This is a genomic window from Klebsiella grimontii (assembly GCF_042137965.1).
Classification (GTDB): domain Bacteria; phylum Pseudomonadota; class Gammaproteobacteria; order Enterobacterales; family Enterobacteriaceae; genus Klebsiella; species Klebsiella grimontii.
In genome coordinates, this window is record NZ_CP169721.1 from 4,177,862 (window position 1) to 4,203,762 (window position 25,901).

The 25,901-nt window shown below is 54.8% G+C and carries 21 protein-coding genes and 1 pseudogene; 11 read left to right on the forward strand and 11 right to left on the reverse strand.

Annotated features, from left to right (window positions below):
• Positions 1–111: 111 nt before the first annotated feature.
• Positions 112–978: a helix-turn-helix transcriptional regulator gene (locus tag ACE3MN_RS19645; protein WP_004135348.1), complete on the reverse strand. Its 867-nt coding sequence runs from the start codon at positions 976–978 to the stop codon at positions 112–114.
• Positions 979–1,087: 109 nt separating this feature from the next.
• Between ACE3MN_RS19645 and ACE3MN_RS19650 the strand changes: the two genes are divergently transcribed.
• The gene (locus ACE3MN_RS19650) at positions 1,088–2,515 is read left to right on the forward strand and encodes an MFS transporter (RefSeq protein WP_138110230.1); all 1,428 of its coding nucleotides are present in this window, start codon (positions 1,088–1,090) and stop codon (positions 2,513–2,515) included.
• A gap of 76 nt (positions 2,516–2,591) precedes the next feature.
• Positions 2,592–3,836 (forward strand): mechanosensitive ion channel family protein, encoded by a 1,245-nt coding sequence (locus tag ACE3MN_RS19655; protein WP_024358876.1) that lies wholly within the window; start codon positions 2,592–2,594, stop codon positions 3,834–3,836.
• A 5-nt stretch (positions 3,837–3,841) separates the two neighbouring features.
• Here ACE3MN_RS19655 and ACE3MN_RS19660 read toward each other — a convergent pair whose 3' ends face one another.
• On the reverse strand, positions 3,842–4,822 hold the full coding sequence (locus ACE3MN_RS19660; RefSeq protein WP_064362425.1) for a LacI family DNA-binding transcriptional regulator: 981 nt from the start codon (positions 4,820–4,822) through the stop codon (positions 3,842–3,844).
• A gap of 211 nt (positions 4,823–5,033) precedes the next feature.
• On the opposite strand from ACE3MN_RS19660, the gene ACE3MN_RS19665 reads away from it, so the two are divergent.
• The 7 genes from ACE3MN_RS19665 (at position 5,034) to ACE3MN_RS19695 (ending at position 12,957) form a co-directional block, all read left to right on the forward strand.
• Positions 5,034–5,432 (forward strand): NUDIX domain-containing protein, encoded by a 399-nt coding sequence (locus ACE3MN_RS19665; RefSeq protein WP_024358878.1) that lies wholly within the window; start codon positions 5,034–5,036, stop codon positions 5,430–5,432.
• A 681-nt stretch (positions 5,433–6,113) separates the two neighbouring features.
• Positions 6,114–6,731 carry a LuxR C-terminal-related transcriptional regulator gene (locus tag ACE3MN_RS19670; protein WP_004135339.1) on the forward strand — a complete coding sequence of 206 codons (618 nt, stop codon included), beginning with the start codon at positions 6,114–6,116 and terminating at the stop codon, positions 6,729–6,731.
• 70 nt (positions 6,732–6,801) lie between these two features.
• Positions 6,802–7,380, forward strand: a complete 579-nt coding sequence (locus ACE3MN_RS19675; protein ID WP_024358879.1) for a common pilus major fimbrillin subunit EcpA — start codon at positions 6,802–6,804, stop codon at positions 7,378–7,380.
• 64 nt (positions 7,381–7,444) lie between these two features.
• Complete coding sequence (locus ACE3MN_RS19680; RefSeq protein ID WP_049087495.1) at positions 7,445–8,122, forward strand: hypothetical protein; 678 nt, start codon at positions 7,445–7,447, stop codon at positions 8,120–8,122.
• A gap of 8 nt (positions 8,123–8,130) precedes the next feature.
• On the forward strand, positions 8,131–10,668 hold the full coding sequence (locus ACE3MN_RS19685) for a TcfC E-set like domain-containing protein (protein WP_024358881.1): 2,538 nt from the start codon (positions 8,131–8,133) through the stop codon (positions 10,666–10,668).
• Positions 10,658–12,277 (forward strand): hypothetical protein, encoded by a 1,620-nt coding sequence (locus ACE3MN_RS19690; protein ID WP_024358882.1) that lies wholly within the window; start codon positions 10,658–10,660, stop codon positions 12,275–12,277. Before ACE3MN_RS19685 ends, ACE3MN_RS19690 begins: the two co-directional genes overlap by 11 nt.
• Entirely contained in the window at positions 12,274–12,957 is a 684-nt protein-coding gene (locus tag ACE3MN_RS19695; protein ID WP_024358883.1) for a fimbria/pilus periplasmic chaperone, read from the forward strand. The genes ACE3MN_RS19690 and ACE3MN_RS19695 overlap by 4 nt, the downstream gene beginning before the upstream one ends.
• A gap of 6 nt (positions 12,958–12,963) precedes the next feature.
• Here the strand turns inward: ACE3MN_RS19695 and ACE3MN_RS19700 are convergent.
• Positions 12,964–13,661: pseudogene (locus tag ACE3MN_RS19700) on the reverse strand (helix-turn-helix transcriptional regulator).
• Positions 13,662–13,919: 258 nt separating this feature from the next.
• On the reverse strand, positions 13,920–14,849 hold the full coding sequence (locus ACE3MN_RS19705; RefSeq protein ID WP_049087499.1) for a LysR family transcriptional regulator: 930 nt from the start codon (positions 14,847–14,849) through the stop codon (positions 13,920–13,922).
• 180 nt (positions 14,850–15,029) lie between these two features.
• On the opposite strand from ACE3MN_RS19705, the gene ACE3MN_RS19710 reads away from it, so the two are divergent.
• Together ACE3MN_RS19710 and ACE3MN_RS19715 are read left to right on the forward strand one after the other, a co-directional pair.
• On the forward strand, positions 15,030–15,779 hold the full coding sequence (locus ACE3MN_RS19710; RefSeq protein WP_004135321.1) for an SDR family NAD(P)-dependent oxidoreductase: 750 nt from the start codon (positions 15,030–15,032) through the stop codon (positions 15,777–15,779).
• A 127-nt stretch (positions 15,780–15,906) separates the two neighbouring features.
• Entirely contained in the window at positions 15,907–16,323 is a 417-nt protein-coding gene (locus ACE3MN_RS19715; protein WP_375364144.1) for an Exc2 family lipoprotein, read from the forward strand.
• Between the two features lie 37 nt (positions 16,324–16,360).
• Here the strand turns inward: ACE3MN_RS19715 and ACE3MN_RS19720 are convergent, their stop codons facing one another.
• The 7 genes from ACE3MN_RS19720 to ACE3MN_RS19750 form a co-directional block, all read right to left on the reverse strand.
• The gene (locus tag ACE3MN_RS19720) at positions 16,361–17,512 is read right to left on the reverse strand and encodes a Gfo/Idh/MocA family protein (protein WP_024358886.1); all 1,152 of its coding nucleotides are present in this window, start codon (positions 17,510–17,512) and stop codon (positions 16,361–16,363) included.
• Entirely contained in the window at positions 17,509–18,537 is a 1,029-nt protein-coding gene (locus ACE3MN_RS19725; protein WP_024358887.1) for a sugar phosphate isomerase/epimerase family protein, read from the reverse strand. The genes ACE3MN_RS19720 and ACE3MN_RS19725 overlap by 4 nt, the downstream gene beginning before the upstream one ends.
• A 16-nt stretch (positions 18,538–18,553) precedes the next feature.
• A complete protein-coding gene (locus tag ACE3MN_RS19730; RefSeq protein WP_004135314.1) occupies positions 18,554–19,795 on the reverse strand; it encodes an MFS transporter in 1,242 nt (413 codons plus the stop codon).
• A gap of 153 nt (positions 19,796–19,948) precedes the next feature.
• Positions 19,949–21,325, reverse strand: a complete 1,377-nt coding sequence (gene pheP / locus ACE3MN_RS19735) for a phenylalanine transporter (protein WP_024358888.1) — start codon at positions 21,323–21,325, stop codon at positions 19,949–19,951.
• A gap of 141 nt (positions 21,326–21,466) precedes the next feature.
• Entirely contained in the window at positions 21,467–23,668 is a 2,202-nt protein-coding gene (locus tag ACE3MN_RS19740; protein WP_375364145.1) for a TonB-dependent receptor, read from the reverse strand.
• Between the two features lie 353 nt (positions 23,669–24,021).
• On the reverse strand, positions 24,022–24,975 hold the full coding sequence (locus tag ACE3MN_RS19745) for an aldo/keto reductase (protein ID WP_024358890.1): 954 nt from the start codon (positions 24,973–24,975) through the stop codon (positions 24,022–24,024).
• A 131-nt stretch (positions 24,976–25,106) separates the two neighbouring features.
• A complete protein-coding gene (locus ACE3MN_RS19750) occupies positions 25,107–25,883 on the reverse strand; it encodes an ABC transporter substrate-binding protein (protein ID WP_154929607.1) in 777 nt (258 codons plus the stop codon).
• Positions 25,884–25,901: the final 18 nt, after the last annotated feature.

Below are 25,901 nucleotides of genomic sequence, written 5' to 3' on the forward strand. Positions count from 1 at the left end.
CCCCCACGTGCCAGATGCGCTCCGCATAGCGACCAATGGCCGCCAGGCGTTGAGCGTACGCTGAATAATGCGCTGCTCTTTTCGGACCACGTTCATAGGCATTCCCTGTCGTTAATGTTTATCCAGCCACGCCAGCGCCTGCTCGCCCGTTTCATCCATCGGCAAATAGACCAGCAGGCGCGAACCGTTGCGCGGGGCCGAGTACCAGTACATCTGCTGCAGGCTGAAGCGGCCGAGCTGCGGATGGTTAAAGTGTTTCACCTGATTTTCCACCCCGCGCACCTCATAGCGCTGATGCCAGAGGGACTCGAACTCCGCCGACGCGGCGAAAAAGCGCGCCAGCTTATTTTCCCACAGCGGATCGCCGCGGTGCTCCGCCATCGCCGCGCGGAAATAGGAGACAAACGTCGCCAGCACATCGCGATTCTCGATGCGGCTGCGCCAGGTTTCATTGGTCAGGTACAGATAAATGCAGTTGCGATCTTCCTCCGGGATGGTGGCGAAATCGATACCCATCAGGCGGCAGAAGCTGTCGTTCCAGGCCACAATATCAAAGCCGGGATTCTGAATACTGGCGGGCTGCGGCATCAGGCTATCGAGCATCCGCCGGGTGCCGGGGCTGATGCCTTCGCATACCGTCACCTGAGTGGCCTCAGGCGGAGTCAGCCCGGCCAGCACAAACAGATGCCGGGTCTCAAGCGGGCTGCACTGCAGCGCATTCGCCACCCCTACCAGCACCGCCGCCGACGGATTGACCTCCCGCCCCTGCTCCAGCCAGGTGTACCAGGTGACGCCGACGTCCGCCAGCATCGCCACCTCTTCCCGCCGCAGGCCCGGCGTGCGCCGCCGGCCAACGCGGGGCAATCCCAGGCGCTGCGGGTCGAGGCTCTCGCGGCGGGCGCGCAGAAACGCCCCCAGCTGTTTGCGGCCGTCATCGGGCGCGGCGAGGGTCATTTCACGTTGCGGCATGGTCGTCATAAAACCTCCAGCATGGTAGTACCAATACCAGTATAAGCAGGAACTGGTACCCGTTTAATTTATCGGTGATGCTACGGCTATCCGCTGAATGACGCAATGGAGAGATCCGATGAATTCGTCTGCTGTTTCACCCGGCCGCGCCGGTTTATTCCTTCTGTTGACCGGCCAGATGCTGCCGCTGATCGATACCTCGATCGCCAACGTCGCGCTGGACTCCATTACCCAATCGCTTAACGCCAGCGCCACTCAGCTGGAGCTGATCGTCGCGCTGTACGGCGTCGCCTTTGCCGTCTGCCTGGCGATGGGCAGCAAGCTTGGCGACAACTATGGCCGCCGTCGTCTGTTTATGTGGGGCGTGGCGATGTTTGGCGTCGCCTCCCTGCTGTGCGGGATGGCGAACTCCATCAATACGCTGCTGGCGGCGCGCGTGGTGCAAGGGGCCGGTGCGGCGCTGATCGTGCCGCAAATCCTCGCCACCTTGCATGTCACCCTGAAAGGCACCGCCCACGCCCGGGCCATCAGCCTGTACGGCGGCATTGGCGGTATCGCCTTTATCGTCGGCCAGATGGGCGGCGGCTGGCTGGTGTCGGCGGATATCGCCGGTTTAGGCTGGCGCAACGCCTTCTTTATTAACGTGCCGATCTGCCTGCTGGTGCTGGCCTTCAGTCCGCGATACGTCCCGGAGACGCGGCGCGAAGCGCATTCGCGCATCGACTGGCAGGGCACCTTTAGCCTTGCGCTGATCCTCTGCTGCCTGCTGTTTCCGATGGCGCTGGGGCCGGAACTGCACTGGCCGTGGACGCTGCAGCTGATGCTGGCTGCGGCGCTGCCGCTGCTGGTCTGGATGCGGGCCAGCGCGCTGGGCAAACAGCAGCGCGGCGAGCAGCCGCTTTTGCCGCCTCGCCTGTTGAAGCTCACCAGCATTCGCTTTGGCATGGCCATCGCCCTGCTCTTTTTCAGCGCCTGGTCCGCGTTCATGTTCTGCATGGCGCTGACCATGCAGGCCGGTCTGGGGATGGCGCCGTGGCAGTCCGGCAACAGCTTTATCGCCCTCGGCGTGGCCTACTTCATCTCCGCGCTGTACGCGCCGAAACTGATAGCCCGCTACAGCATGGGACGCATTTTGCTGACTGGTCTGGCGGTGCAGATTGTCGGCCTGCTGCTGCTGAGCGCGACCTTTTATCGCCTCGGTATCCACACCACCACCCTGGCGCTGGTCCCGTCCACGGCGCTTATCGGCTACGGGCAGGCCCTGATCGTCAATAGTTTTTACCGTATCGGGATGCGCGATATCAGCGCCTGCGACGCCGGAGCCGGGAGCGCGATTCTCAGCACTCTGCAACAGGCGACGCTGGGTCTGGGTCCGGCGATTCTCGGCTCGCTATTCTTAGCTCTTGCCCAGCGCAGCGGCGGCGACTATCCGCGGGCGCTGATCGATTTCCTCGCGGTGGAAGTGGTGATGATGCTGGTACTGGGCGCCATCGCGCTATGGCTACGCCACCACCTTAACGTCCGCCCGGCGGTCGCGACCTCATAATCACATCCGCGTAACCTGCAATTTGCATAATAGACATCCAGCGGTCATCATAACCGCTGGATGTAAAGGAGACGTTATGCAGGAATTAATATCGCACATCGCCGCATTAGGCATCAAAATTACCCCCACGACCTCACTCATTATTATCTTCGGCATTATTTTTCTGACGGCGATTGTCGTTCACCTTATTCTGCACAAAGTGGTGCTGCGTACCTTCGAAAAGCGGGCGCAGGCCAGCAGCCACCTGTGGTTGCAAATTATTACCCAGAACAAATTGTTTCATCGTCTGGCCTTCACCCTGCAGGGGATTATCGTCAACGTGCAGGCGGTGTTGTGGCTGCAAAAAGGCAGCGAGGCGGCGGAAATCCTCACCACCTGCGCCCAGCTGTGGGTGATGATCTACGCGATGCTGTCCTTCTTCTCGCTGCTGGACGTGGTGTTCAATTTATCGCAGAAATTCGCCACCGCCTCTCAGCTGCCGCTTAAAGGCATATTTCAGGGAATTAAGCTGGTCTGCGCGATTATTGTCGGCATTCTGGTCATCTCCTTACTGATTGGCCAGTCGCCGGCGATTCTGATTAGCGGCCTCGGCGCGATGGCCGCGGTACTGATGCTGGTGTTCAAAGACCCGATTCTCGGCCTGGTCGCTGGGATCCAGCTCTCCGCCAACGATATGCTCAAACTCGGCGACTGGCTGGAGATGCCGAAATATGGCGCCGACGGCGCGGTGATCGACATCGGGCTGACCACGGTGAAGGTGCGCAACTGGGATAACACCATCACCACCATTCCCACCTGGTCGTTGGTTTCCGACTCGTTTAAAAACTGGAGCGGTATGTCGGCCTCCGGCGGCCGCCGCATTAAGCGCAGCCTGAATATCGATACCACCAGCATTCATTTTCTCGATGAACAGGAGCAGCAGCGCTTAATTCAGGCCCGGCTGCTGAAGCCGTATATGGATTCGCGTCATCAGGAAATCAGCCTGTGGAACCAGCAGAACGCCGCCGATCAATCGATATTGAATCAGCGCAAGATGACCAATATCGGCACCTTCCGCGCGTATTTGCAGGAATATTTGCGTAATCATCCGCGCATCCGCAAAGATATGACGCTAATGGTTCGCCAGCTGGCACCGGACGCCAACGGTTTGCCGATTGAGATCTATTGCTTCACCAACACGGTAGTGTGGGCAGAGTATGAGAGCATCCAGGCGGATATTTTCGACCACGTATTTGCGGTGGTTGACGAATTCGGCTTGCGGATCCATCAGTCCCCCACCGGCAACGATATTCGTTCGCTGGCGGGCGCGTTTACTCAGTAATATCCTCAGGCACTGGCGCGGGAAATGACGCGCCAGTCCATCATCACCCGCTCAACCGCGGCGTCGGGATTATCGATCCTTTTCATTAATAACGTCACGGCGGTACGGCCAATTTCGCGTGAAGGCTGTTCCACGGTGGTCAACTGCGGCGATACCACTTCAGCGAGTTCGGTGCCATCAAAGCCGACCACCGCGATATCTTCCGGTACCCGCAGCCCGGCCTGCGCAATGGCCCGCAGCGCGCCCGCCGCCAGCGAATCGGAAACCGTAAACACCGCATCCGGCTTCTCTTCCTGAGCCAGCAGCGTCTCCATCGCCTTTGTACCGGCTGCGGCGCTTAAGTCGCTGGCGTAGATCACCTGCTGATAGTCCAGCTCGCGAACGTGCAGCACGCTTTTATAGCCGCGCTCGCGCAGACGGGAATAGCGGTAGCTGAGATCGTGGTTGATTAAAGCAATGCGTCTGCGCCCGCCGTCGACCAGCCGGGAAACGGCGCCCTGCGCCGCGTCGACGTCGTTGATGCCGACGCAGGAGATACTGCCGTTATCGGCGTATTCCGCGCACTGAACCCAGGGCGCGTCGCCGATCATGGTGGTCAGTTCCGGCAGGCTGGAGAGCGCGTTCATGGTGATGATGCCGTCGACCATTTTGCCGGAAAGCAGCTGCAGGCCCGAGGTGGAACGGGCTAAATCCGAACCGGAATTACACAGCAGAATCCGGTAGCCGTTCTTTTCCGCCTCTTCTTCAATACCCTTGACCACTTCGGCGCAAAAGGGGTTGGCGATATTCGAGACCATCACCAGAATCATATTGCTGCGGGCCGTTCGCAGCTGGCGGGCCAGCAAATTCGGCTGGTAGTTACTCTCTTTGATCGCCTGCAGCACACGTTCGCGATTCTTCGCTTTCACGGTATCGCTGTTATTCAATACCCGCGATACCGTCGCCACCGAGACGCCCGCCAGACGAGCGATTTTCTGAATTGACATAGAGGCTGCACTTCCCGCATAGACGTTATATTTCGCAGGCTATCATAAATGAGCGCCGTCCGCGCCGTCAGCAGGTTTTGCAAGAATCGACGGGATTGATTAGCACGCTAAGGTCGCTATCATGATAGCGTCGGCGTTGTTTCGCGAGAGGCGAAACGTACGCTGGCCGTTGAACGTCATCGGCATATAACTGGGGTATCTCTTGAACACCATAAAAAATATTCACATCGCGGCGGCAATGATCACCGACGGTCAAGGACGCTGTCTCTTAGTACGCAAACGAGGGACGGAATACTTTATGCAGCCTGGGGGAAAGCCTGAAATCGGGGAAGCCTCGGAGGCGGCGCTGATCCGCGAGCTCGAAGAGGAGCTCAACTTCCTCGTCTCACCTGAAGAACTGGTTCCGGTAGGCCGCTTCACCGATACGGCGGCAAACGAGCCGGGCCATACGCTCTCTGCGGATATCTTTCAAATAGCAACCAACAGAGCGAGCTTTACACCGACGGCAGAAATAGAAGAAGTTATCTGGTATACGCCGGGCCAGGATCGGCATATTAAGCTTGCTCCTCTTACCGAGAATCACCTGCTTCCTCTGCTGAAAAAGGCGTAAGCGCCCGGGGCGCATCGAAAGTCTTGGTTCATTTGTCTGCAAGCCAAAATCCATGGTGCCGTCGTTCCGGTGGCGTTGCGGCGGCCTGCAGGCAGAGCCAGTTCAGGCTGAAGCGCCCCACTTCCACAAGAAACATTTGTCCGCATCTTCCGGTTAAGATTTAGCACATCCTGCTGATTCACCTCCCTTCAAACTGCGACGTGTTTTAGCTCTTAAAAACGCCCCATTTTGTACGCCAGATCATATTTCGCCAGACAATCCTTTCCCCCACAATCCAAAATATCGCAACTTTCCCTTACAAAAATAAGGGCATTACAGAATAACCCCCACGAAATAAAACAAAATAAAAACACAAAATTAACAAACAGCGATGAGATAGCGTTTTTTTTGACTTATTGTGCTGTTTTTTTTTAACCAATTCTCCCCGATTCAGCGAGAAAATTCCTGGTAACTATGGATTATTCTTAAAGAGAGATCGACATAAAATTCTGTATCTTAAGATTTTTCTTATTCATAATAGTAGGTTAGTATAAATCCAGACAATTTTTGGACTTAAGAATTTACACATTTTTCATCTATATAACTCTCCAGAAATTAAAGTTGTCACATTTATTAACTAGCCATAATATAGCCACATCATTGAACGATAGGGTAAGACAATATAGGGAAATAAATCGACATATGCTTCCGCAGAAATATGAGAAGGTATACTGCATAAGCTGTCAGTATCAGTGCGAAATCTATCCACGACCTACGATAAAATCGATTAACTGCACTGAAACTCACTATTGCGTATGGCCTGATAAAAATATCTATTTAAAAAATGGTGTGCATTGTTTTTTAATTAACAAGCACTACAACTTCTCTAATTCTGGATATATTTTTGTTGATTTTTCTCGCTATAACATCAGATTATTCACCAATAATAAATGGATTGAATATCTGCTCAAAACAGGCTTGCGGGTAATTTTGATTGCCGACAGATTAGCGCAGCCGCTGGCGCTGTACTGGAAACACCGCTGTCAGCAGATAATTTCGATTATCAATACCGGCGATACTCGAGATGAGATTGAAAAGAAAATACAGCTTTCGTTTCTCGGTCAAAGAGATGCTCGAGGTTACCGTCAAAAACTTAGCGATCAAGAGGTATTGGTACTCGATCATTTACTCGCAGAGAAGTCGGTTAAAGAGATAGCAAAAGAATTGCAGATGGCAGAAAAGAGAATTTACGCAATCAAGCTCAGCTTGCAGAATAAGATGGGAGGCAGAGGGAAGTTAAACATTATTCTATCTGGATAAAGTCATTATCAGTATTTGTAGCAATAACTCCATAAATGGAACTAACTTAATTATTCTCAGGAAATTTAAAATGAAAAAAATCGTATTAGCGGGTGTTGTGGCTGCGGCTCTTATCTCTACCAGTGCAATGGCTAACGTGACCACTTCCGCCACTGCCAGCTGGGATGCTAGCGCAACTAAAGACGTCACCAGCGCGCTGGTTGTCACTCCGCTGAAATCCCTGAACTTCCAGTACGCTGAAGGGATTAAAGCGTTTAACGCCCAGAAAGGCGCTTTTGACATCACCATCCAGGGCCAGTCTGGCGCGACTGACTTCACGCTGACCTCTCAAATCGTCAGCAACACCCTGAGCCGTACCACTGACGCCTCTACTCTGGCCGTTGGTGTGAGCTGGAACGGCAACGCGCTGAACAAAACCACCCCGGTAACGATGATTGATACCGCCAACAACATCTCCGCGGGTCTGGATGCGCTGGCAGTCGCGACCGCCTTCGCAGGCGCCGATCGCGTCAGCACTCAGGGTAACTTCGATTTCACTATCGACTCCGCGACTTCTGACGGCAGCACCGCCGCTGAGTTCAAAGATTTAACCGACGGTTACTGGAGCGGCGACGTTCGCGTTCAGTTCAATGCGGAATGGACTATCTAATCAGGTGTAGCCAACACCTGTCCGGTATGACAAGGAGGCTTCGGCCTCCTTATAAGGATGCGCCATGAAACTGAATCCATTATTACTCTCTCTCTTTTTATTCACCGTGACGCCCTCCTCCCATGCCATTAATGTCGGAGACGTCACCTCAATAATGGGGCCGGACGCCTCGACGCTGGCAAAAGAAATCATTAATACCACCGATACGGCACGTTACGTTAGCGTCAGCGTGGAGCGTATCTCATCGCCTATGGCCGGCGGCAAGGTTATCCCGATGGCGAGCAGATCGGAATTATTATCAACACCAGCCAGTCTGATATTACCTGGAAATGCTAAAGAGAACTTTCGTTTTTTTTACAAAGGACCTCAGGATAACCAGGAACGTTATTATCGCATATCCTGGACCGATGAGCCGGTGACCGAGTTTGAAGCCAATAAAAAGAAAAAACAGGGCGAGGCAACGACCTCGGCCATTATTGGTACGATTCTGGTGGTCGCGCCGCGTGAAGAAAGATTTGACTATCGTCGCGATAATGACACGGTAACCAATACCGGTAACGCTTCATTCCGCGTTATCTCCTACGGACCCTGTCGTGATAAAGCGAAGGATGAGGGGAAAGGCTGTCGTGAACGCTATTATGTCATGCCTGGTATCAGCGTAAAAATAAAGCATACCGATCTCACCAACAAAAAAACACGAATTGGAATATGGCACGGTGAGCAATATATAAATGTAAACTGAGTAATATTATGGATAATCTTGGTTATGTCAAAGGGACGTTGTTCGCTGGGTTATTGATTACGGTAAACCAGGGTTGGGCAGCTAATGCCACAGCGCCAGTTAAAGTCAGTAACTATGTTATTCCTTCGGTATTTGCTAACGCGTTATATCAGGGCATGTCGGTCCCTGTTTTTATTCGTTATGAAGGCGATAATAGTACCCAACGCAGCCAGCAAAAAATCGCTGATGCCATCCTTACCATCAAGGATAATGAGTTTCGCCTGAACCAGATCGCGCTCAGCGATCTGCCGGAACGAACCGAATTATCACCTCAGATAAAATCATTGCTCAACGACATGCAGGACAAAAGCATCGGCGACGGTCAGCGCGTTTATATCAACAAAGACGCCTCTCTCTCACTCGATACGCGTTCCTTTTATCTTGAGCTGACGGTTAACCGGGCAGCCATGCAGGCCGCTATTTTGCCGCGTACCAATATGCTTGGGGAATCCACTGCTCAGAATCTCTCGAGCGTGCTGAATTACTCGATGGGGAGCTATTACAACAAATATGAGAATACCGATAGCGCCAGCAGCTATCTGACGCTGGACAATACCTGGTCGCTGCGGGAGCACCATCTGAATTTTAACGGTTCCCTCTACGGGATTGGTACCGGCAACCAGCAGGGTAAACTGTATCGCTCGATGTACGAACGTGACTATCAGGGACGCCGCTTCGCAATGGGGATGGTGGATACCTGGAATCTGCAATCGATCGCCAGCATGAGCGCCCTGAACTCCAGCCGCATTTACGGCATCAGCTATGGCAATAAAAGCAGTTCCCAAACGCAGGACAATACGCTTGCTCTGGTGCCCGTAACGGTGTTCCTGCCGGCCGCCGGCGAAGTTCACGTTTATCGTGACGGCAAACTGCTCAGCATTCAAAACTTCTCGATGGGTAGCTACGAGCTCGATACGTCACGCCTGCCGTTTGGCATCTACAACGTTGATATACAGGTGGTCGTTAACGGGCGCGTGGTCAGCAGCCGGACGGCGAACATCAATAAAACGTTCGCCCGGAAATCGAGCGTGACCGGCGATCTCTCGTGGCAAACTTTCGCGGGCAGCCTCGAATACAACAAGATGGACTATCGCCATAAATACAACATCAATTATGGCACACGGAATACGTGGATAGCCGGGGTCGCCGCTGCAACCAGCCAACCCTGGCTTTCCGGCGTGAATCTGAAAACCACGCTCTACGGTTTTGACAATTACGGCGTCAATGAAACGGAAGCGAACGTGATTTTCAACAACGCGTTCAGCTTTAACCAGCAGGGGCTGCTCGCTACCGACGGCAGCTGGCAGAGTACCTCCACCTTCAACATGAGTTTACCGGACGGGTATGGCAACCTGTGGGGGTCGCGCCAGTACAGTTCCATCGGTAACGCGCTACCGATGCAGCAAAACGACTACGTGACCGTCGGCGCCAACGCTAACCTGCGCAAAATCGCGCCGTTCCTCGGTACGCTGAGCGTCAGCCGCACCAATAACAAATATACCGGGAGCACCTATACCAACGTCGATTACGATCAATCGCTGTTAGCTAATCGCTACGCAACCGTCACGCTACGCGCCGGTATTCAGAACTATCAGTACAACAACCATGAAAATCTGCGCGATAAGTACGTCAATATTGACGTCTCTATCCCCTTCTCTACCTGGCTCAGCACCGGGGTGTCCAGCCAGAACGGAAACATGCTGGCGAACGCCACGCTGCGCAAAAGCTTTGACAACAGCGCCATTACTCAGGTTGGGGCATCGGTTTCGAAGCAGATTAAACAGAATAAAAATGACGATAGCCGCTATCGTTCCGACGATTACGCCGCCAATGGTTACGTTAGCTATGACACCAAATATAACGCTGGCACCGTCTCCGTTAGCCGCTCATCGCAGCACAGTTCAAACTACAGCCTGAGTTCGCAGGGCAGCGTAGCCTGGACGGAAAAAAATATCTATGCCGGAAAAGGTACCCAAACCGCAGGCCTGGTGGTCAACACCAATTTCAACGGCAAGGGCCGGATGATGGCGCAGATCAACGGTCAAAGCTATCCCCTCACCGGCAAAAGCAACTTCATCAGCCTTCCGCCTTACGCGGAATATAAGGTGGAGCTGATGAACGACAAAAACTCAGAAGACAGCGTCGACATCGTGACCGACCGCCGCAGCAAAGTCGTGCTCTATCCGGGCAACGTCAGCGTGATTAATCCGGAAGTCAAACAGCTGGTCACCGTATTTGGCCGGGTGAAAGACCGTCGCGGCGGTTACTACGCCAACGCCGATATTCATAACCACATTGGTAAAACCCGAACCGACGAACTCGGTGAGTTCGCCATGGACGTCGATAAGCGTTATCCAGTGATTACCCTGGTCGATAAATTCGGCGGCATTTGCGAAGTGGATCTGGATCTGAGTGAAGCGAAAGGCGCCGTATGGGTCGGGGAGATTCCTTGTGAGATCCAACAACAAACGGCATCAGTGACTGGAGATGTTAAGAATGTCTATTAAACCCCAGAGCATCATGCTGCTGGCCGGCTGGCTGCTGGCTGCGCCGGCTATGGCGCTCACCCCCAGTAACAGCGGAAGCGGCAGCAACTCCTATATGTTTATCGACAATGATGTTGATGACGAATATTTCATCACCACCAGCTCCCTCGACCCGCGCTTCACCGGAGCCAACGTCTGGACAAAATATCCGACTAACCAGCGTAGCCTGGGATATATAACCTACATCGGCTGGGCTTACGCCAACCGCTACTTCGACCTGTGGATCGAGAATTCGCCCATTAACCAGCCATTTCTCGGGATCCGCTGCATGTCTACGGGCTCAAGCTGCCCGGCGTCTGGCTATATTTCTCCCGATGTCATCGATAAAGACGGCTACTATCATGCGATGTCCGGCAACACCGTAGCAAACGGTTATTACGGCGCCGGAGCGCTGAGCCAGTCGGCCTATGAGTATTTTCGCGATCGGCCGGTGGGGACCATCGATTCTTTGCAGCTTAATCTTTGCTACATGAATTCCAATACCGATTATGACTTTGCCTCCGGCGTTCGCTGTAAAGACCTCCCCAGCGGGGGAACATGGCGCTACTACACGTTCAACCTCGAAAAGGTCTCGCATCTGAAGTTAAACAGTACCGGTGCTCTGGCAGAAGTGTGGATTGCCAGCGATGGCACGCCAAGCGTTAACCTCGGCTCTGATTTGTGTCAAATGGGTGTGGTCGGGAGTGCTTCGGGGATCATCTGTAAAATGGTGTCTTACAGTTTTCAGGAGACTAAAACTCTCACCACCTTACTTGATTTCCGGATGGTGATCGACACGGCGATGCTGGGATTTTCTCCTTCTACGTCTGACGTAAAGTACAGCGGTGATGGGGCAAGCTGGACCAATTTTGGTACGGTCAGCACCTATAACAAGGTTTTCAAACCGTCAGGCGAGTACGTTTACGTATTCCTGTCCAACGCCTTTTTCCAAAAAGTCCTCAAGGCAGGAACGGATTTAACCAACAAGGATGCTCTGTTTACCTTCTATTTTGATAACTCCGTCACGCCACAATCGGGTTATTATCAGTTCACGCCATCAACATTAATTAACATCATCCCACGGGAATACGGGATTAGCATTGTCGCCAGCGACGGGACTTCTCATCCCAAAGCATCCGGCAAAATCGGTAGCGAAGAGCCCATCACCTTTGAGTATAAAGTCACCACCTCCGCGTCGCGTCAGGCCGACAGTATTACCGCCCAGGTGATTGGCGACTCCGTCAACATGTATGGCTTGCCGTTCTGCCTGTTTACCTCAGCGGACGAGACGCTAAAAGTACCGGTCCCGGCCTACCTCGAATGGACATCCGCTACCGGTAAAGCGGTAAAAGTCCGCAACAGCTGCGGCGAAGCGCCTGTCGATATGACCAACGCCGTTTGGGTACAGACGGCCTGGAACGCCAACGTCAACGATGGTTTCTTTTTTACCACCACGCTGAAACTGCTGTTTCCGATGGATGACCCACATTCACAATTCACCACCAATGGTCATGACTGGATGGGGACCGTCAGCGCCACCGGCGATGTAAAAGTGACCGCCACGTGGGTCGGCGTGGACCGGGGGGTGTGATGCAAAAAATCCTTGTCATCGGATTATGCGGGCTGTGTATTCAGCCCGCTTCCGCAGTGTACTTTGATTCCATCATTTATGATATGGATGCCAGCAAAGATTTTATCTCCCGGCCGCTGGTCAACGATACAAAAAGCACTAACTTATATACCATTTCGGCTTACAAAATCTCCCGGCCGGGCAACGGTAATGAGCGACCGGTGCCCGGTCAGGATAAAGATCTGGTCTGGTCGCCGCTGCAGTTCACCGTGCAGGCCAAAGGTCAGGAATATTTTAAGCTCTATTACCGTGGGCCTAAAGATGACGTTGAGCGCTATTATCGGGTGATCTTTAAGGAGACGCCCGTCACGGTTTTCCCCTGGCGTCAGGATCAGAAAAAACTGAATGTTGTCCCTTCGGTATCGATGAGCACAATTCTCATCGTGCGCCCGCGTAAGACGCGATTCCAGTATGAAATTAATGAAGCCACAGGCACCATTAAAAATACTGGCAATACCTATTTTAGAGTCATTCTGCAGAAAGGCTGCGATGGTGACGATGAAAGTTCAACGCAATTTTATATGCTGCCAGGGGAGAGCTGGACAGGCCCCGAGGCGAAGACTAGCAACAGGAAATACATTGTCGCATTAGGCCGCTATCATCAGTTAGGAAAGGGCTGTTTTATGAATTCGCCGGGCTAACCGCCGCTAATCCAGAGCGGGGATATTATGCCTGAAGCGCAGCTCGCGCAGGCGGTTGAGCCCGCCAAACTTTTTGCATAAAGAGTATTGAAAGCGGTAGACGCTGCGGGTATCGCACGCCATGATGCGGGCGATATCCTGACTGGAGTGCCCATCTGCCAGCAGGCGCAGCGTCTTCATTTCATGCTCCGTCAACGACGGTGTGCGCCGGCAGCGAAGATTTCGCCCCAGCATGATGCGTTTTATTTTCTTGATTAAGCTGGTTAAGCCATCGTTGACCTCTACCACCGACCATAATAATCCGGAACGCAACATCCAAAAATTAGCCATGGGTAGCATGCTCTTATCCGCGAGCAAAATAACTTTCAGCCCGGTCTCCTGCAATTTTTCAGCCCATCCCTCATGCAGAAAATACAAAATATTGTCGAGAGAGAAATCCACTACCACCATTCCTTCAGGCAGGAAACAGGTAATTTCACGAAATACAAGATCATTTACCGCACGTTTGAAAAAATAGTTTTTATCTGGCCATACAGAAAATTTCCTCTCTCCACAATGCGAACGTTCAATTTTATCTTCTGCTTCAATAGGGCAGTTTAAACCACACGCCATACATTTAATCTCATGGTCACCTGCCGGCATTACGCTTACCTCTTGAGTGGCTAAAAATATTTTCGAAAAGATACAGACGGAATATCAAACATACTATAAACAAAAATTCCTGCTGCTATTATATTTACTATAAACATAGAAAACAAAAGACTAATTTATACTTCCAGACCTTAGGGAAAATAACGTTAACAGATCTTATTAAATATTTTAATAGAATCTCCTATAATTTAACTATATCATATTCTATATATCAAAACATATCTGACCTGATTTCCTTAGTCGAAGCGAGCATAATATTTTTTTGTGACTAAATTTATCATCACGCAATACATAAAATTCGCAGGCTATCATCATTCTTTGCTTCTTGTGGGCAATGACCCATTCACCGCCGCCGGGAATGTCTCCGCCAGCCAGTCGATAAATACGCGCAGCCGGGAAGTGACATGGCGATTCTGCGCATAAACCACGTGAAAGGGATAAGGAGCCGGACGCCATTTGTTCAATATTTCCACCAGTAATCCGTTCGCCAGCGCATTTCTCAGCGAATATGAGAAGGTCTGCACAATACCCAGCCCAGCCTCCGCAGCCGCAATATGCGCGTTGCTCTCATTTATGCCAAGGTGATGTTCCGTTTTAATCTCTTGCGCGATGCCGTTAGCCAGAAAGCGGAACGGGAAGGCTCTTCCGCTGGCGGGAGATAAATAGCTGACCAGTCGATGTCCGTTCTTCAGCTCATCGGGATACGCGGGAACACCATAAAGCCTGAAATAGCCCGGCGTGGCGCAGGTCACGATCGTCGCTTCGCCGATTTTGCGCGCGATCAGCGTCGAGTCGTCCAGCGGCCCGCCTCTGATCGCGCAGTCGATATTGCCGCTGATAAGGTCAGATGGGCTGTCAGCGACCGCCAGATCGATGCGGATATCCGGATAAGTCGCCATAAAATCAGCCAACAGCGGGATCAGCACATCGCGAGCGGTGGATCCGCCTACCGCGACGCGCAGATGGCCCTTTGGCTTATTGCGGGAAGCGCGAAATGAGGCATCCACCTCATCCAGCTCTTTCAGAATCCGCACCGCTTTTTCATAGTACTCGCGCCCTTCCGGCGTGACGGTAATGCGCCGGGTCGTGCGCTGTAGCAAGCACACGCCCAGATGCGATTCAAGCTGTTGAATCGCTTTACTAAGGCTGGCATTGGGCATATTCAGGGAGTCTGCGGCCCGAGTAAAGCTGTTGGCTTCAACAACGCGCGTAAAAACTTTAAGGGCTGAAAACCGATCCATTATTCGCTGTTCCTGATAGCAGTCGCTGATTATTCACCGGCGTGAAGAGTGTTTTTCACATTACTCCGTTTTTTGCATCCGTGGCTGACGGTAGAGTGACTCCCGTACTCAGTCGCCAGGTGGTCACGGTAAGTGGATGACTCAATTGGCATATTCATACTTTAGTTAAGGAAGTGCATCATGAGTAAAAAACTTTCGGCAAAAATCGCGTTAGTCACCGGCGGCACCTCGGGCATCGGCCTGGCATCAGCCCGGGAGCTGGCCTTGCAGGGAGCGACGGTCTATATCACCGGTCGCCGTCAGGAAGAGCTTGATGCGGCGGTCGCGTTAATCGGTCCCGCCGCCAGCGGGATCCGCGCCGATGCCTCGATATTAAGCGACCTCGATAGGGTGTTTTCGACCATTGCCAGCGAATCAGGGCGACTGGATGTGCTTTTTGCCAATGCGGGCGGCGGCGATATGATGCCGCTGGGCGCCATAACGGAAGAGCACTTCGATCGCATTTTCGCTACCAACGTGCGCGGCGTGCTGTTCACCGTCCAGAAGTCCTTGCCGCTGTTGACCCTGGGGGCTTCCATCATCCTTACCGGCTCGACCGCGGCGGTGAAAGGCACCGCGAACTTCAGCGTGTACAGCGCCAGTAAGGCCGCCGTGCGTAATCTGGCACGCTCATGGGCGCTGGATCTCAAGGATCGCGGTATCCGCGTGAATGTGGTCAGCCCGGGACCCGTCCGTACGCCCGGCCTGGGAGGACTTGTCGCAGAAGAGCAGCGTCAGGGGCTCTTCGATATGCTGGCCGCCGACGTCCCGCTGGGCCGCATTGGCGAGCCCGAGGAGGTCGCTAAAACCGTCGCTTTTCTGGCGTCAGACGACGCGAGCTTTATTAACGCCGCCGAAATCTACGTTGATGGCGGGCTGGCGCAGATCTAAAAAATGCTGCCTGAAGACCCTTGGATTCATGGGTCTTCAGGTGCTACCGTACATCTATAATTAACCGTTTTGTTCTGTCGCCGAATGATCGGTATACCTGTTCTAATAATTATGGATGATGATATCAATGAAACTCAAAATAGCGCTTATCGCGCTCGGCTGTTCGCTCGCCGCCCTTTCCGGCTGTACCTCCTCAAAATCTTCACCGGAACGCCACGCTTACTACTTTATTTCACACCGCAGCGATTTCGTCGGCGGTAACTTCGCCACTAACCGTCAGGAAAACTACCGCTTAAATCTGCCGAACTTTACTGAAATCTATACCCGCGGCCAGCAGGACAGAAAATCGGGGATGAGCGAAAGCGACGCCCGCCGTACTGCCGACGCCATCAGGCAGCAGGTGGCGCAGGGCACAAAAACCCAGCACGCGTTCAACGGTAACGCCAGCGATAAATGGGACAACGAGATGGAAAATAAAGACGCCGTGCTGTTTGGTAATGAACTGGCCGGGACCTATCTCGACGGCTATTTTGGCGTGAAATAACACAGCGGGTGCGCGAAATGCGCACCGCGCCTTCTGCTTATCTTTCCACCTGCACCCAGCGCTGCTGCTGATGGCTTTTCACTATCGCATCAACGATGTACATCACGTCCGCCCCCTCATAGAACGAGGCGAAACGCCGCGACGACGCCGGCGGCATCTCACCGGCGCGCACCGCCTGATAAAAGCTGAGCATCATATTTTTAAACGCATCGGGCCAGCCTTCGTTATGCCCGCCGGGGAAATGGGCGCTGGCGGCGGCCTCGCCGAGCATCAGGCTCGGATCGTCGCTCAGCAGCTGGTTTGGCTGCTGGCGATGACCTACCCACAGCCGCTGCGGCACCTCCTGCTCCCATGCCAGCGAACAGTTACTGCCGTTGATCTCTACCGTCAGGCCATTTTTTCTCCCGGCGCTGACCTGCGAAACGGTAAAACAGCCCTTACTGCCGTCATCAAAACGGAACAGTACCGACCCCAAATCTTCGGTGTCGACGGGCCGCGCCTCATACGCGCCATTATCGCGATGCTGGCTAAAGGTCGCATCCCCGGCGACGGGCGCCTTACGCGTCGGCCAGACGATAGAGAGATCCGCCATCACCTCGACAATGCGGCGACCGGTCATAAACTGCACCGTATCGCACCAGTGGGAGCCAATGTCGGCCACCGCCCGCGAGGCGCCGCCCTGCGCTGAATCAACCCGCCAGTTATAGTCGGTTTCCAGCAGCATCCAGTCCTGCAAATAGCTGCCATGCGCCGCAAACAGCCTCCCGACGTCGCCGTTGCGCACCATCGCCGCCGCCTGCTGCACCATGGCGAACTGGCGATAGACAAAGCTAACCCCGTGGACCACGCCGGCATCCTCCGCCAGCGCCACCAGCTCACGCGCTTCTTCCGCGGTCATGCAGAGCGGTTTTTCTGAAAAAACGTGCAGACCGGCGGAGAGGATCTGGCGGTTAATCCGCGCGTGCAGGTGGTTCGGCGTACAGTTATGCACCACCTGCAATCCGGGGTGGGCCAGCAGCGCCTCGACGCTGCCGTAGGCGTGCGCCACGTTGAGCTGACGCGCCTTCTGCTGCGCCATCTCGAGGCTACCGTCGCACAGCGCCACCACCTCGATATCCCCCACCCGGCGCAGCGCCTCCAGGTGCGCCGGCCCGATAAACCCGGAACCAATAATGCCGACCTGGATCATTCTCTCCCCTCCTTGCCCGCGGCGAAATCATCAAACGCCCGCCCGGAGACCGGGATGATATGGCGGCGGATAAACTCGCTGCCTTCGCGCGCGCCAACCTCCGCGTCCTTCAGGCAGCACTCCCACTCCAGCACCGCCCAGCCGTCAAAATCATACTCGGTGAGCTTGCTGAAAATCGTTTTGAAATCGATCTGCCCGTCGCCCAGCGAACGAAAGCGCCCCGCCCGCTGCGGCCAGTTCTGATAGCCGCCGTAGACCCCGCTGCGCCCGTCGCGGCGGAATTCGGCGTCTTTGACATGAAACGCTTTGATTCGCGCGTGGTAGATATCGATAAAGGCCAGGTAATCCATCTGCTGAAGATGAAGGTGGCTGGGATCATAGAGTATGTTGCAGCGCGGGTGGTTATCGAGGCGCTGCAGAAAACGCTCAAAGGTGACGCCATCATGCAGATCTTCGCCGGGATGGATTTCGTAGCAGAGATCCACGCCCTGTTCGTCGAAAACGTCCAGCAGCGGTCGCCAGCGCCGGGCCAGCTCATCAAAGGCCTCATCGAGAAGCGGCTGATTATGCGGCGGCCACGGATAAAAATAAGGCCACGCCAGCGCCCCGGAAAAGGTGGCATGCGCTTTCAGCCCCAGACGCGCAGAGGCCACCGCCGCCTGGCGCACTTTCTCTACCGCCCACTGCTGGCGCGCCTGCGGGTTACCGCGCAGCGCGGCGGGCGCAAAGGCGTCAAAGGCCGTATCATAAGCCGGGTGAACGGCCACCAGCTGACCCTCAAGATGGGTGGACAGCTCGCCGATCGCCAGGCCATGCTCCGCCAGCTTGCCGCTCACCTCATCGCAGTAGGTCTGGCTGGCGGCGGCGCGTTCAACATCGAAAATCGCCGGATGGTTGCAGGGGATCTGTAATGCCTGATAGCCCAAACCGGCAGCCCACTGCGCCAGGCCCTCCAGGGTATTAAACGGCGCCTGCGAACCGATAAACTGCGCCAGAAAAATGCCCGGCCCCTTGATTGTTTTCATACCACCTCCTGAAAAATTAACGCGACTCTTTCTCGTTGTACTGGAAAGAGAAAAGGAAAATCAGGGCGATGACCGCTGCGGCCACCGCCGGGATCCACCAGAAGGCGACCCACGCCTGCGGTACGCTCTGGCCTGCCACCAGGTGGTTATACAGCGCGCCGGAAATCTGCGATCCCAACAGCATGCCGATACCGTAGGTGAACATCACAATCATGCTCTGCGCCTGGCCCTTCACCTTTTCACCGGCCACGCGATCGGTGTAGATAAAGCCGACAACAAAGAAAAAGTCGTAGCAGACGCCGTGCAGCAGGATGCCGAGATAAAGCAGGAACCGTCCCTCTTCGCTGACGCCCAGCGCAAAGAAGGCATAGCGTACAAACCACGCCGCCATGCCGATCAGCAGCATGTATTTCACCCCGAGACGGCGGAACAGCAGCGGGATCACCAGCATAAAGAAGATTTCTGACATCTGACCGAAAGACATTGCGGTGCTGACGTCCGCGATACCGGCATCCGCAAGATAAGACGCGGTGTAGGCGTAATAGGTCCCCAGCGGAATCGAAATCAGCGTCGCGCAGAGGGAGAAAATCAGGAAGTGACGCGTTTTCAGCAGCGCGAAGGCGTCGGCGCACAGCAGGTCGCGAAACTGGACCGGGGTCCCTTTCGCCGGGGCCGGCGTGTGCGGCAGCGTCAGGCTATAAACGGCCAGCGCCACCGAACAGAGCGCCGCAACAGAGAAAATTCCTGTGGTATCGGAAATCCCCGTCACGCCGATAAAGATACCGGCGATGATCCAGCCGATGGTGCCGAAGACGCGCACCACCGGGAAGGTTTTATCGACGTTCGCCAGGCTATGGAAAGCGATGTTATTGGTCAGCGCCAGCGTCGGCATATAGCACAGGGTATAGCCGAACAGCAGGCCAATCAGCAGCGCGCCGTTTTGCGCCACCAGCGCCTGCGGGACAAACCATAGAATCACCGCGCCGGCCAGATGCATCACCGCCATCACCTTCTGCGAAGCGAAAAAGCGATCGACCAGCATGCCCAGCACAAACGGCGAGAGAATAGACGCAATCGGCCCGGCGGAGAAAGCATCGCCGATCAGCAGCGACATCTCATAGCGGGTCATCACCAGCCCCAGCGTCACCGACCAGCTACCCCAGATAAAGAACTGCATAAACATCATTAACGACAGCCGCGGCACCAGAAAACGGTGGGCTACGCGGGGACTTTCACGACCTTCGGTTGTTGTGACCATTTCGACCGCCCTCAAAAAAGTAATCGATTACAAATACGCTCAAATAAAAAGTAATCGATTACAAAAAGAAGATCGCGAGCAAAATACGCTAAGCGCGAAGAAGATCACAATAAAAGTGGAAGATACCCCGCCGGACGGCGGGGCGATCGCGCGCTACGCCGTCCGGCGCAGGGTTTTAAAGGCCGCAAACAGGAACAGGATCCACACCGGCAGCAGAATCGCCGACAGACGCATCCCGTCGATGGTGCACATCAGCACCAGGATCAGCGCCAGAAAGGCGATACAGATATAGTTACTGGCGGGCGACAGCAGAGCTTTAAACTTCGGCTCGCGCCCCTTGCGCCGTTGGGCGGCGCGGAATTTCAGGTGCGCCAGGCAGATCATGATCCAGTTCAACAGCAGCGTCGCCACCACCAGCGCCATCAGCAGGCCGAGGGCTTTCTGCGGCAGCAGATAGTTAAGCACCACCACCAGGGAGGTAATAATCCCGGAAAGCAGCAGGGAGTTGACCGGCACGCCGCGCTTGCTGACGCGGGCGAGAAACTTCGGCGCGTTGCCCTGCACCGACAGTCCAAACAGCATCCGGCTGTTGGAGTACACGCCGCTGTTATAAACCGACAATGAAGCCACCAGAATCACAAAGTTCAGCGCAGAAGCCACCACGTTGCTGTCAAGATTATGGAAGATCATTACGAACGGGCTGCTGTCGGATTGGATTTCCACCCACGGATAGAGCGCCAGCAGAACCACCAGCGAACCGATATAAAACAACAGAATACGGTATACCACTTGGTTAACCGCTTTCGGGATGCTCTTTTCCGGGTTCTGCGCTTCTGCGGCAGTAATGCCAATAAGCTCCAGTCCGCCGAAGGAGAACATAATGACCGCCAGCGACATAATCAGGCCGTGCCAGCCGGTGGCGAAGAAACCGCCGTGTTTCCACAGGTTATCGATTCCCGCTTTACTTCCGCCGTGGCCGCCGAACAGCATCCACAGGCCAAAGCCAATCATGCCGATAATCGCCAGCACCTTAATCAGCGCGAACCAGAACTCCGCTTCGCCGTAAAGGCGAACGTTTACGAGGTTCACGGCGTTGATAATGAGGAAGAAAGCGGCGGCCCAGATCCACGTCGGCACGTCCGGCAGCCAGTACTGCATATAGATGCCGGCGGCGGTCAGCTCCGCCATCCCCACCAGCACGAACATTACCCAGTAGTTCCAGCCGGAAAGAAAACCGGCGAACGGGCCCCAGTATTTATAGGCAAAGTGGGCAAAGGAGCCAGAAACCGGCTCTTCAACGACCATTTCGCCAAGCTGGCGCATGATCAAAAAGGCGACGATGCCGGCGACGGCATAGCCGAGCAGGACCGCCGGTCCCGCCATTTGAATCGCTGGCCCGATGCCGAGAAACAGGCCGGTACCGATGGCGCCGCCAAGGGCGATAAGTTGGATATGTCGGTTCTGTAAACCGCGGTGCAGCGTCGGGCCGCTTTCCTCTACGGTCTCCGACGACGTTGACGCGTCTTTCACGTCGATCCCCTGTGTATTTATATGAAGGGGCACCTTTTAACACTTATACTCGCCATACTTCAAGCGGCAGATGCGCAGGCTTCATACGTTCATTGATTTATCACAAGGGACGATCGGCCCTGCCCGCCTCTGCATTTTGGCTCAGAACGCGTAACCTACCGATACCTTGAACGTCCGCGGTTCGCCGCGGAACAGATAGGTTCCGCTGTCATCCGCGCCGGACCAGTAGTTCTCATCCGTTACGTTATCGACACCCGCGCGTACCGTCATCTGGTTTTGATTCTCGTTAAGCGCCAGTCGATAGCGCACGCCGAGATCGAGGGTGGTATAGCTATCAATCTTCTTGCTGTTCGCCTGATCGGCATACTGCGAACCCGAGTGGTTGAGGCGCGCGGTGGCGGTCAGACCGTCGATGGGCTTGATGTCATACTCTGCGCCAAGCACCGTGTAGAACCCCGGCACGCCGATCGCTTTCTTACCATCGTTCACACCCTTCGCGGTTTTCGACAGTTCGGCATCCAGCCAGGTAGCGCTGGCGTTAAGGCGCAGGCCATACAGCGGTTCGCCGAAGATATTAAATTCGACGCCGCGGTTACGCTGCTCGCCGTTAAGCCCGTAATAGCCGTTGCTGTCGAGGACCGCTGACGGCATTTTAATTTCAAACAGCGACAGCGAGCCGCCAATTGTGCCGAAATCGGCCTTCACCCCGACTTCGTTCTGTTTTGAGTGAATGATCCCAACGCTTTCACCATAGTTTTTAGCGGAGGTTGGCGCATTGCTGCCCGGCTGTAGCGCTTCGGTATGGTTGGCGTATAAAGAAATCACTTTCCACGGCTTATAAACCACGCCGTAAGTGGGCATCCAGCGGCTGTCATCAAATGCGTCATCGGTTTGCAGGCCGGTGGTTTTGTTGTAATTGCGCACCACTACCTTTTGATGGCGCGCGCCAGCGGTAAACAGCAGCGTATCGTCGAGCACGCCAAGGGTGTCGCTTAGCAGCCAGCCCTGGGAACGGGTGCGGCCGCTGGTCAGCGGATCGTCATAGTCGCCGCCGAATGAAGCGTTGGCCGGAGGCGCGACCTGCCGGGTATCGTAGATGTTCACCAGCGGATTATCCGCCGCCTTCGACATCCGCCATGCGGTTTTGTCGTTTTGAGTTTTCGCCGAATAGCCGACGTTGACCCTGTGCGATACAAAACCGGTGGCGAACTCGCCGCGAAGGCCCGCCATGCCGCTGGCGGTATCAATATAGCGGTTGGTATCGAGGCGCCCCGCCGTGGCGTTGCCCGCCCGGTCAATCAGCTTCGAGGCGCTATACAGGCCAATCTCATGGGCATGCTGCGCCCCTAACGAGGCGTAGGCGGTCCATTTATCAATAATGTCGTATTCCATTCTCAGCATACCGAACTCATTTTCGATATCGCTGTAAGCCCATTTTTGCGTGTAGTTATGGGTGTTATCCGGCAGACGCGGGATAAAATCCACGGCCGAAATATTGATCCCCATCGGGCCGCCGTGGAAGGTTTTCTTCTGATAGCCAAAGTCAAAAGAGCTGCGTAAGCGCTCACCGCGATAATCGAGGCCAATCGAAGCCAGAGTGGTTCTGCGCTTGTCATTGTCGACCGCCGCCTCGCCTTCGCGATGCACCAGGTTCACCCGCGCGCCGAACTGGTTATCGTCGCCAAAGCGACGGCCTAAATCCAGCGAGCCGCCGACCTGCGAATCCGAGGTATAGTCGACGCCAACGTTGGCGGTGGGGATATCTTCCGCGCGCTTAGGTTCGAGGTTAATCATCCCGCCGACGCCGGAGCTGGCGGCGCCGTTGAGCAGGGCGTTGGCGCCTTTAAAAATTTCGACCCGCTCAAGCATGGCGGTATCCACCACCTGACGCGGCACCACCCCGGCCAGCCCGCTCAGGGTCATATCGTCGCCGTCAAACTTGAGGCCGCGAATGCGGTAGGTCTCGGCATAGTTACCGTAACCCTGCACCGGCTGAACCCCGGCATCGTTGCTCACCACGTCGGTGATGGTTTTCGCCTGCTGGTCCTGAATCAGCTTCGAGGTATAACCGATGATGCTAAACGGAACGTCCATGGCGTTTTGCTCGCCGAGCATCCCGAGACGCCCGCCGTTCGCCACCTGTCCGTCGAGATAGGCAGGCACCACCAGATCGCCGCCGGCTTTAAAATCGCTGGCGGGCGTTGCCTGGACGACCATGGTTTCTTCGCTTTTCTTGCTTTCCGCCGCCGCGGCTGAATGGGTGATTGCGCCGATGGTTAACGCCAGCAGCGTTTTGCGTAGCGGGAAAACAGAAGAGTGATAGGTACGCATAATGAGTCCCATAGGTAAGAAAAAATAAAAAAAGATTAATTATTAATAAAATCAATAAATTAACATTTACTTCGCCGCCGATGTTCTCTTTTCGATCTTGCGTGAGCGAGCCCTATCCCGCTTTCGCAGTTTCCCCGTGAGCATCCGCTGAGGCAGGCAATCACCGAAAACATAAAAACAAAATAAGAATGAGAACTATACGCATTATCTTAACGTAATCAAGAAGGGCTTTTAGCGCATGAAAAAACGTTTCATTTTTCGCTGAAAAGTATTCAGAGCCGGGGAAGTGACTAAAAGAGAAAAGAAAAGGAATACAAAACGCTGATGGAAAAGCGCCGGAACCTGACAGGCTCCGGCATACAGTATTACGCGCTGGCGCTGTCCAGACGCGCCAGCTGGTCGGCGCTCAGGGTCAGCGCGGCGGCGCGGGCGAAGCTCTCCACCTGAGCGATGCTGGTGGCGCTGGCGATAGGCGCCGTTACGCCTTCGCGGCTCATCAGCCAGGCCAGCGCGACTTCGGCGGGTTTGGCGTCGTTTTGCTCCGCCACCTCAACCAGCGTATCGACGATGCGCAGCCCGCGCGGATTGAGATATTTGCCAATGCCGCCCCCGCGCTGGCTTTGCGCCAGATCGGACTGCTGGCGGTATTTGCCGGTCAGGAAGCCGGACGCCAGGCTGTAGTAGGTCACCACGCCGATATCGCGGCTGATGCACAGGTCGCCGAGCGCGCCCTCAAAAGCCGAGCGATGATAAAGATTGTATTCCGGCTGCAGCACCTGCCAGGCCGGCAGACCGCTTTTGCGCGACACTTCCAGCGCGCTCGAAAGCTGGCCGGCGTCAAGGTTGGAGGCGCCCATAGCGCGGATTTTCCCCGCCTGCTGCAGAGCGTGAAACGCCTCGAGGGTTTCCGCAACCGGCGTTTCCGGGTCCGGCCAGTGGGCAAAATAGAGGTCGATATAATCGGTGTTCAGGCGCCGGAGTGAATCCTCAACCGCCTGCTGGATCCACGCTTTTTTCAACCCTTTATGCCCGGGAAGGCCTAAATCGGCCCCCACTTTGGTGAAGATCTTCACCTTATCGCGCATGCCGGGCCGCGCCTGTAGCCAGCGGCCGATAATGGTTTCAGACTCGCCGCCCTGATTACCCTCCGCCCAGCGGGAGTAAACATCCGCCGTGTCGATAGCATCAAAGCCGTGGTCTATAAACGCATCAAGAATGGCAAAACTGGTTTTTTCATCGATGGTCCAGCCAAAAACGTTGCCGCCAAACACCAGCGGGGCGATGGAAAATCCGGTTTTGCCCAAGGGACGTGTGATCATGCCGTTCACTCCTTATCGCTTATATTCAGTATCCTTCGGAACGCCGTGAGGGCCAGGAAAGGACAATTACGGGATAGTAAGAAAAGGAAGCTTGAAGCGGGCTAGCCGTGCCCGCTGAATGCATAACAACATTATGTCCCGGAATAGACGTCAAAGCTAAAATATTTCCCGGCTAACTTTTTATAAGTGCCGTCGGCGAGAATGCGGGCAATCGCGCCGTTAATCTCCTGGCGCAGGGCATCGTCCTCTTTGCGCAGGCCAATCGCCGCGCCGGCGCCGAACAGCTTGTCGTCCTTCAGATGGCCGCCAACGAAGGCAAAATCTTTACCCTGCGGCTGCTGCAGGAAGCTGTAGTCGGCCATCATCCCGGACAGCACCGCGCCATCAATACGCCCGGACTCCAGATCCTGAACCACGCGATCCGCCCCCTGATAGGCGACGATATTGATCCCCGCCGTGCGCCAGTGCTGGTTGACGTAAGTCTCCTGCGCCGAGCCCTGTTCCACGCCGATGGTTTTGCCCTTCAGCTGTTCGACGGTATTCCCGGCCAGGGTATTTTTACGCGCCACGAGGAACACCGGACCGTTGTAGAGCTTGTCGCTAAAGCCGATCTGCTCTTTGCGCTTCTCGGTCATATACATGCCGGAGAGGATCGCGTCGAACTTACGCGCCTTCAGCGCCGGGATAATGCCGTCGAAGTTGCTTTCCACCCACACGCACTTGGCCTGAAGCTGGGCGCAAATCGCGTTGCCGAGATCAATATCAAAACCCGCCAGCTTACCCTGCGGATCTTTCCATTCAAACGGCGCAAAGGTGGGATCGACGCCAAAGCGAATTTCCTTATTTTCTGCGGCCAGGGCTGAAGTTGAGGCCATCATCGCGACCCACAGCAGAAGAGATTTTTTCATTATTTACGGACTCCAGAG

Excerpts from the sequence above, each read along its gene's own strand:
- ACE3MN_RS19675 (WP_024358879.1), top strand. The coding sequence starts at position 6,802 with ATGAAAAAAATCGTATTAGCGGGTGTTGTGGCTGCGGCTCTTATCTCT.
- ACE3MN_RS19745 (WP_024358890.1), bottom strand. The coding sequence starts at position 24,975 with ATGATCACACGTCCCTTGGGCAAAACCGGATTTTCCATCGCCCCGCTG.
- ACE3MN_RS19720 (WP_024358886.1), bottom strand. The coding sequence starts at position 17,512 with ATGATCCAGGTCGGCATTATTGGTTCCGGGTTTATCGGGCCGGCGCAC.
- ACE3MN_RS19650 (WP_138110230.1), top strand. The coding sequence starts at position 1,088 with ATGAATTCGTCTGCTGTTTCACCCGGCCGCGCCGGTTTATTCCTTCTG.
- ACE3MN_RS19710 (WP_004135321.1), top strand. The coding sequence starts at position 15,030 with ATGAGTAAAAAACTTTCGGCAAAAATCGCGTTAGTCACCGGCGGCACC.
- ACE3MN_RS19690 (WP_024358882.1), top strand. The coding sequence starts at position 10,658 with ATGTCTATTAAACCCCAGAGCATCATGCTGCTGGCCGGCTGGCTGCTG.
- ACE3MN_RS19750 (WP_154929607.1), bottom strand. The coding sequence starts at position 25,883 with ATGAAAAAATCTCTTCTGCTGTGGGTCGCGATGATGGCCTCAACTTCA.
- ACE3MN_RS19645 (WP_004135348.1), bottom strand. The coding sequence starts at position 978 with ATGACGACCATGCCGCAACGTGAAATGACCCTCGCCGCGCCCGATGAC.
- ACE3MN_RS19725 (WP_024358887.1), bottom strand. The coding sequence starts at position 18,537 with ATGAAAACAATCAAGGGGCCGGGCATTTTTCTGGCGCAGTTTATCGGT.
- ACE3MN_RS19730 (WP_004135314.1), bottom strand. The coding sequence starts at position 19,795 with ATGGTCACAACAACCGAAGGTCGTGAAAGTCCCCGCGTAGCCCACCGT.
- ACE3MN_RS19705 (WP_049087499.1), bottom strand. The coding sequence starts at position 14,849 with ATGGATCGGTTTTCAGCCCTTAAAGTTTTTACGCGCGTTGTTGAAGCC.
- ACE3MN_RS19715 (WP_375364144.1), top strand. The coding sequence starts at position 15,907 with ATGAAACTCAAAATAGCGCTTATCGCGCTCGGCTGTTCGCTCGCCGCC.
- ACE3MN_RS19740 (WP_375364145.1), bottom strand. The coding sequence starts at position 23,668 with ATGGGACTCATTATGCGTACCTATCACTCTTCTGTTTTCCCGCTACGC.
- ACE3MN_RS19670 (WP_004135339.1), top strand. The coding sequence starts at position 6,114 with ATGCTTCCGCAGAAATATGAGAAGGTATACTGCATAAGCTGTCAGTAT.
- ACE3MN_RS19660 (WP_064362425.1), bottom strand. The coding sequence starts at position 4,822 with ATGTCAATTCAGAAAATCGCTCGTCTGGCGGGCGTCTCGGTGGCGACG.
- ACE3MN_RS19680 (WP_049087495.1), top strand. The coding sequence starts at position 7,445 with ATGAAACTGAATCCATTATTACTCTCTCTCTTTTTATTCACCGTGACG.
- ACE3MN_RS19685 (WP_024358881.1), top strand. The coding sequence starts at position 8,131 with ATGGATAATCTTGGTTATGTCAAAGGGACGTTGTTCGCTGGGTTATTG.
- ACE3MN_RS19655 (WP_024358876.1), top strand. The coding sequence starts at position 2,592 with ATGCAGGAATTAATATCGCACATCGCCGCATTAGGCATCAAAATTACC.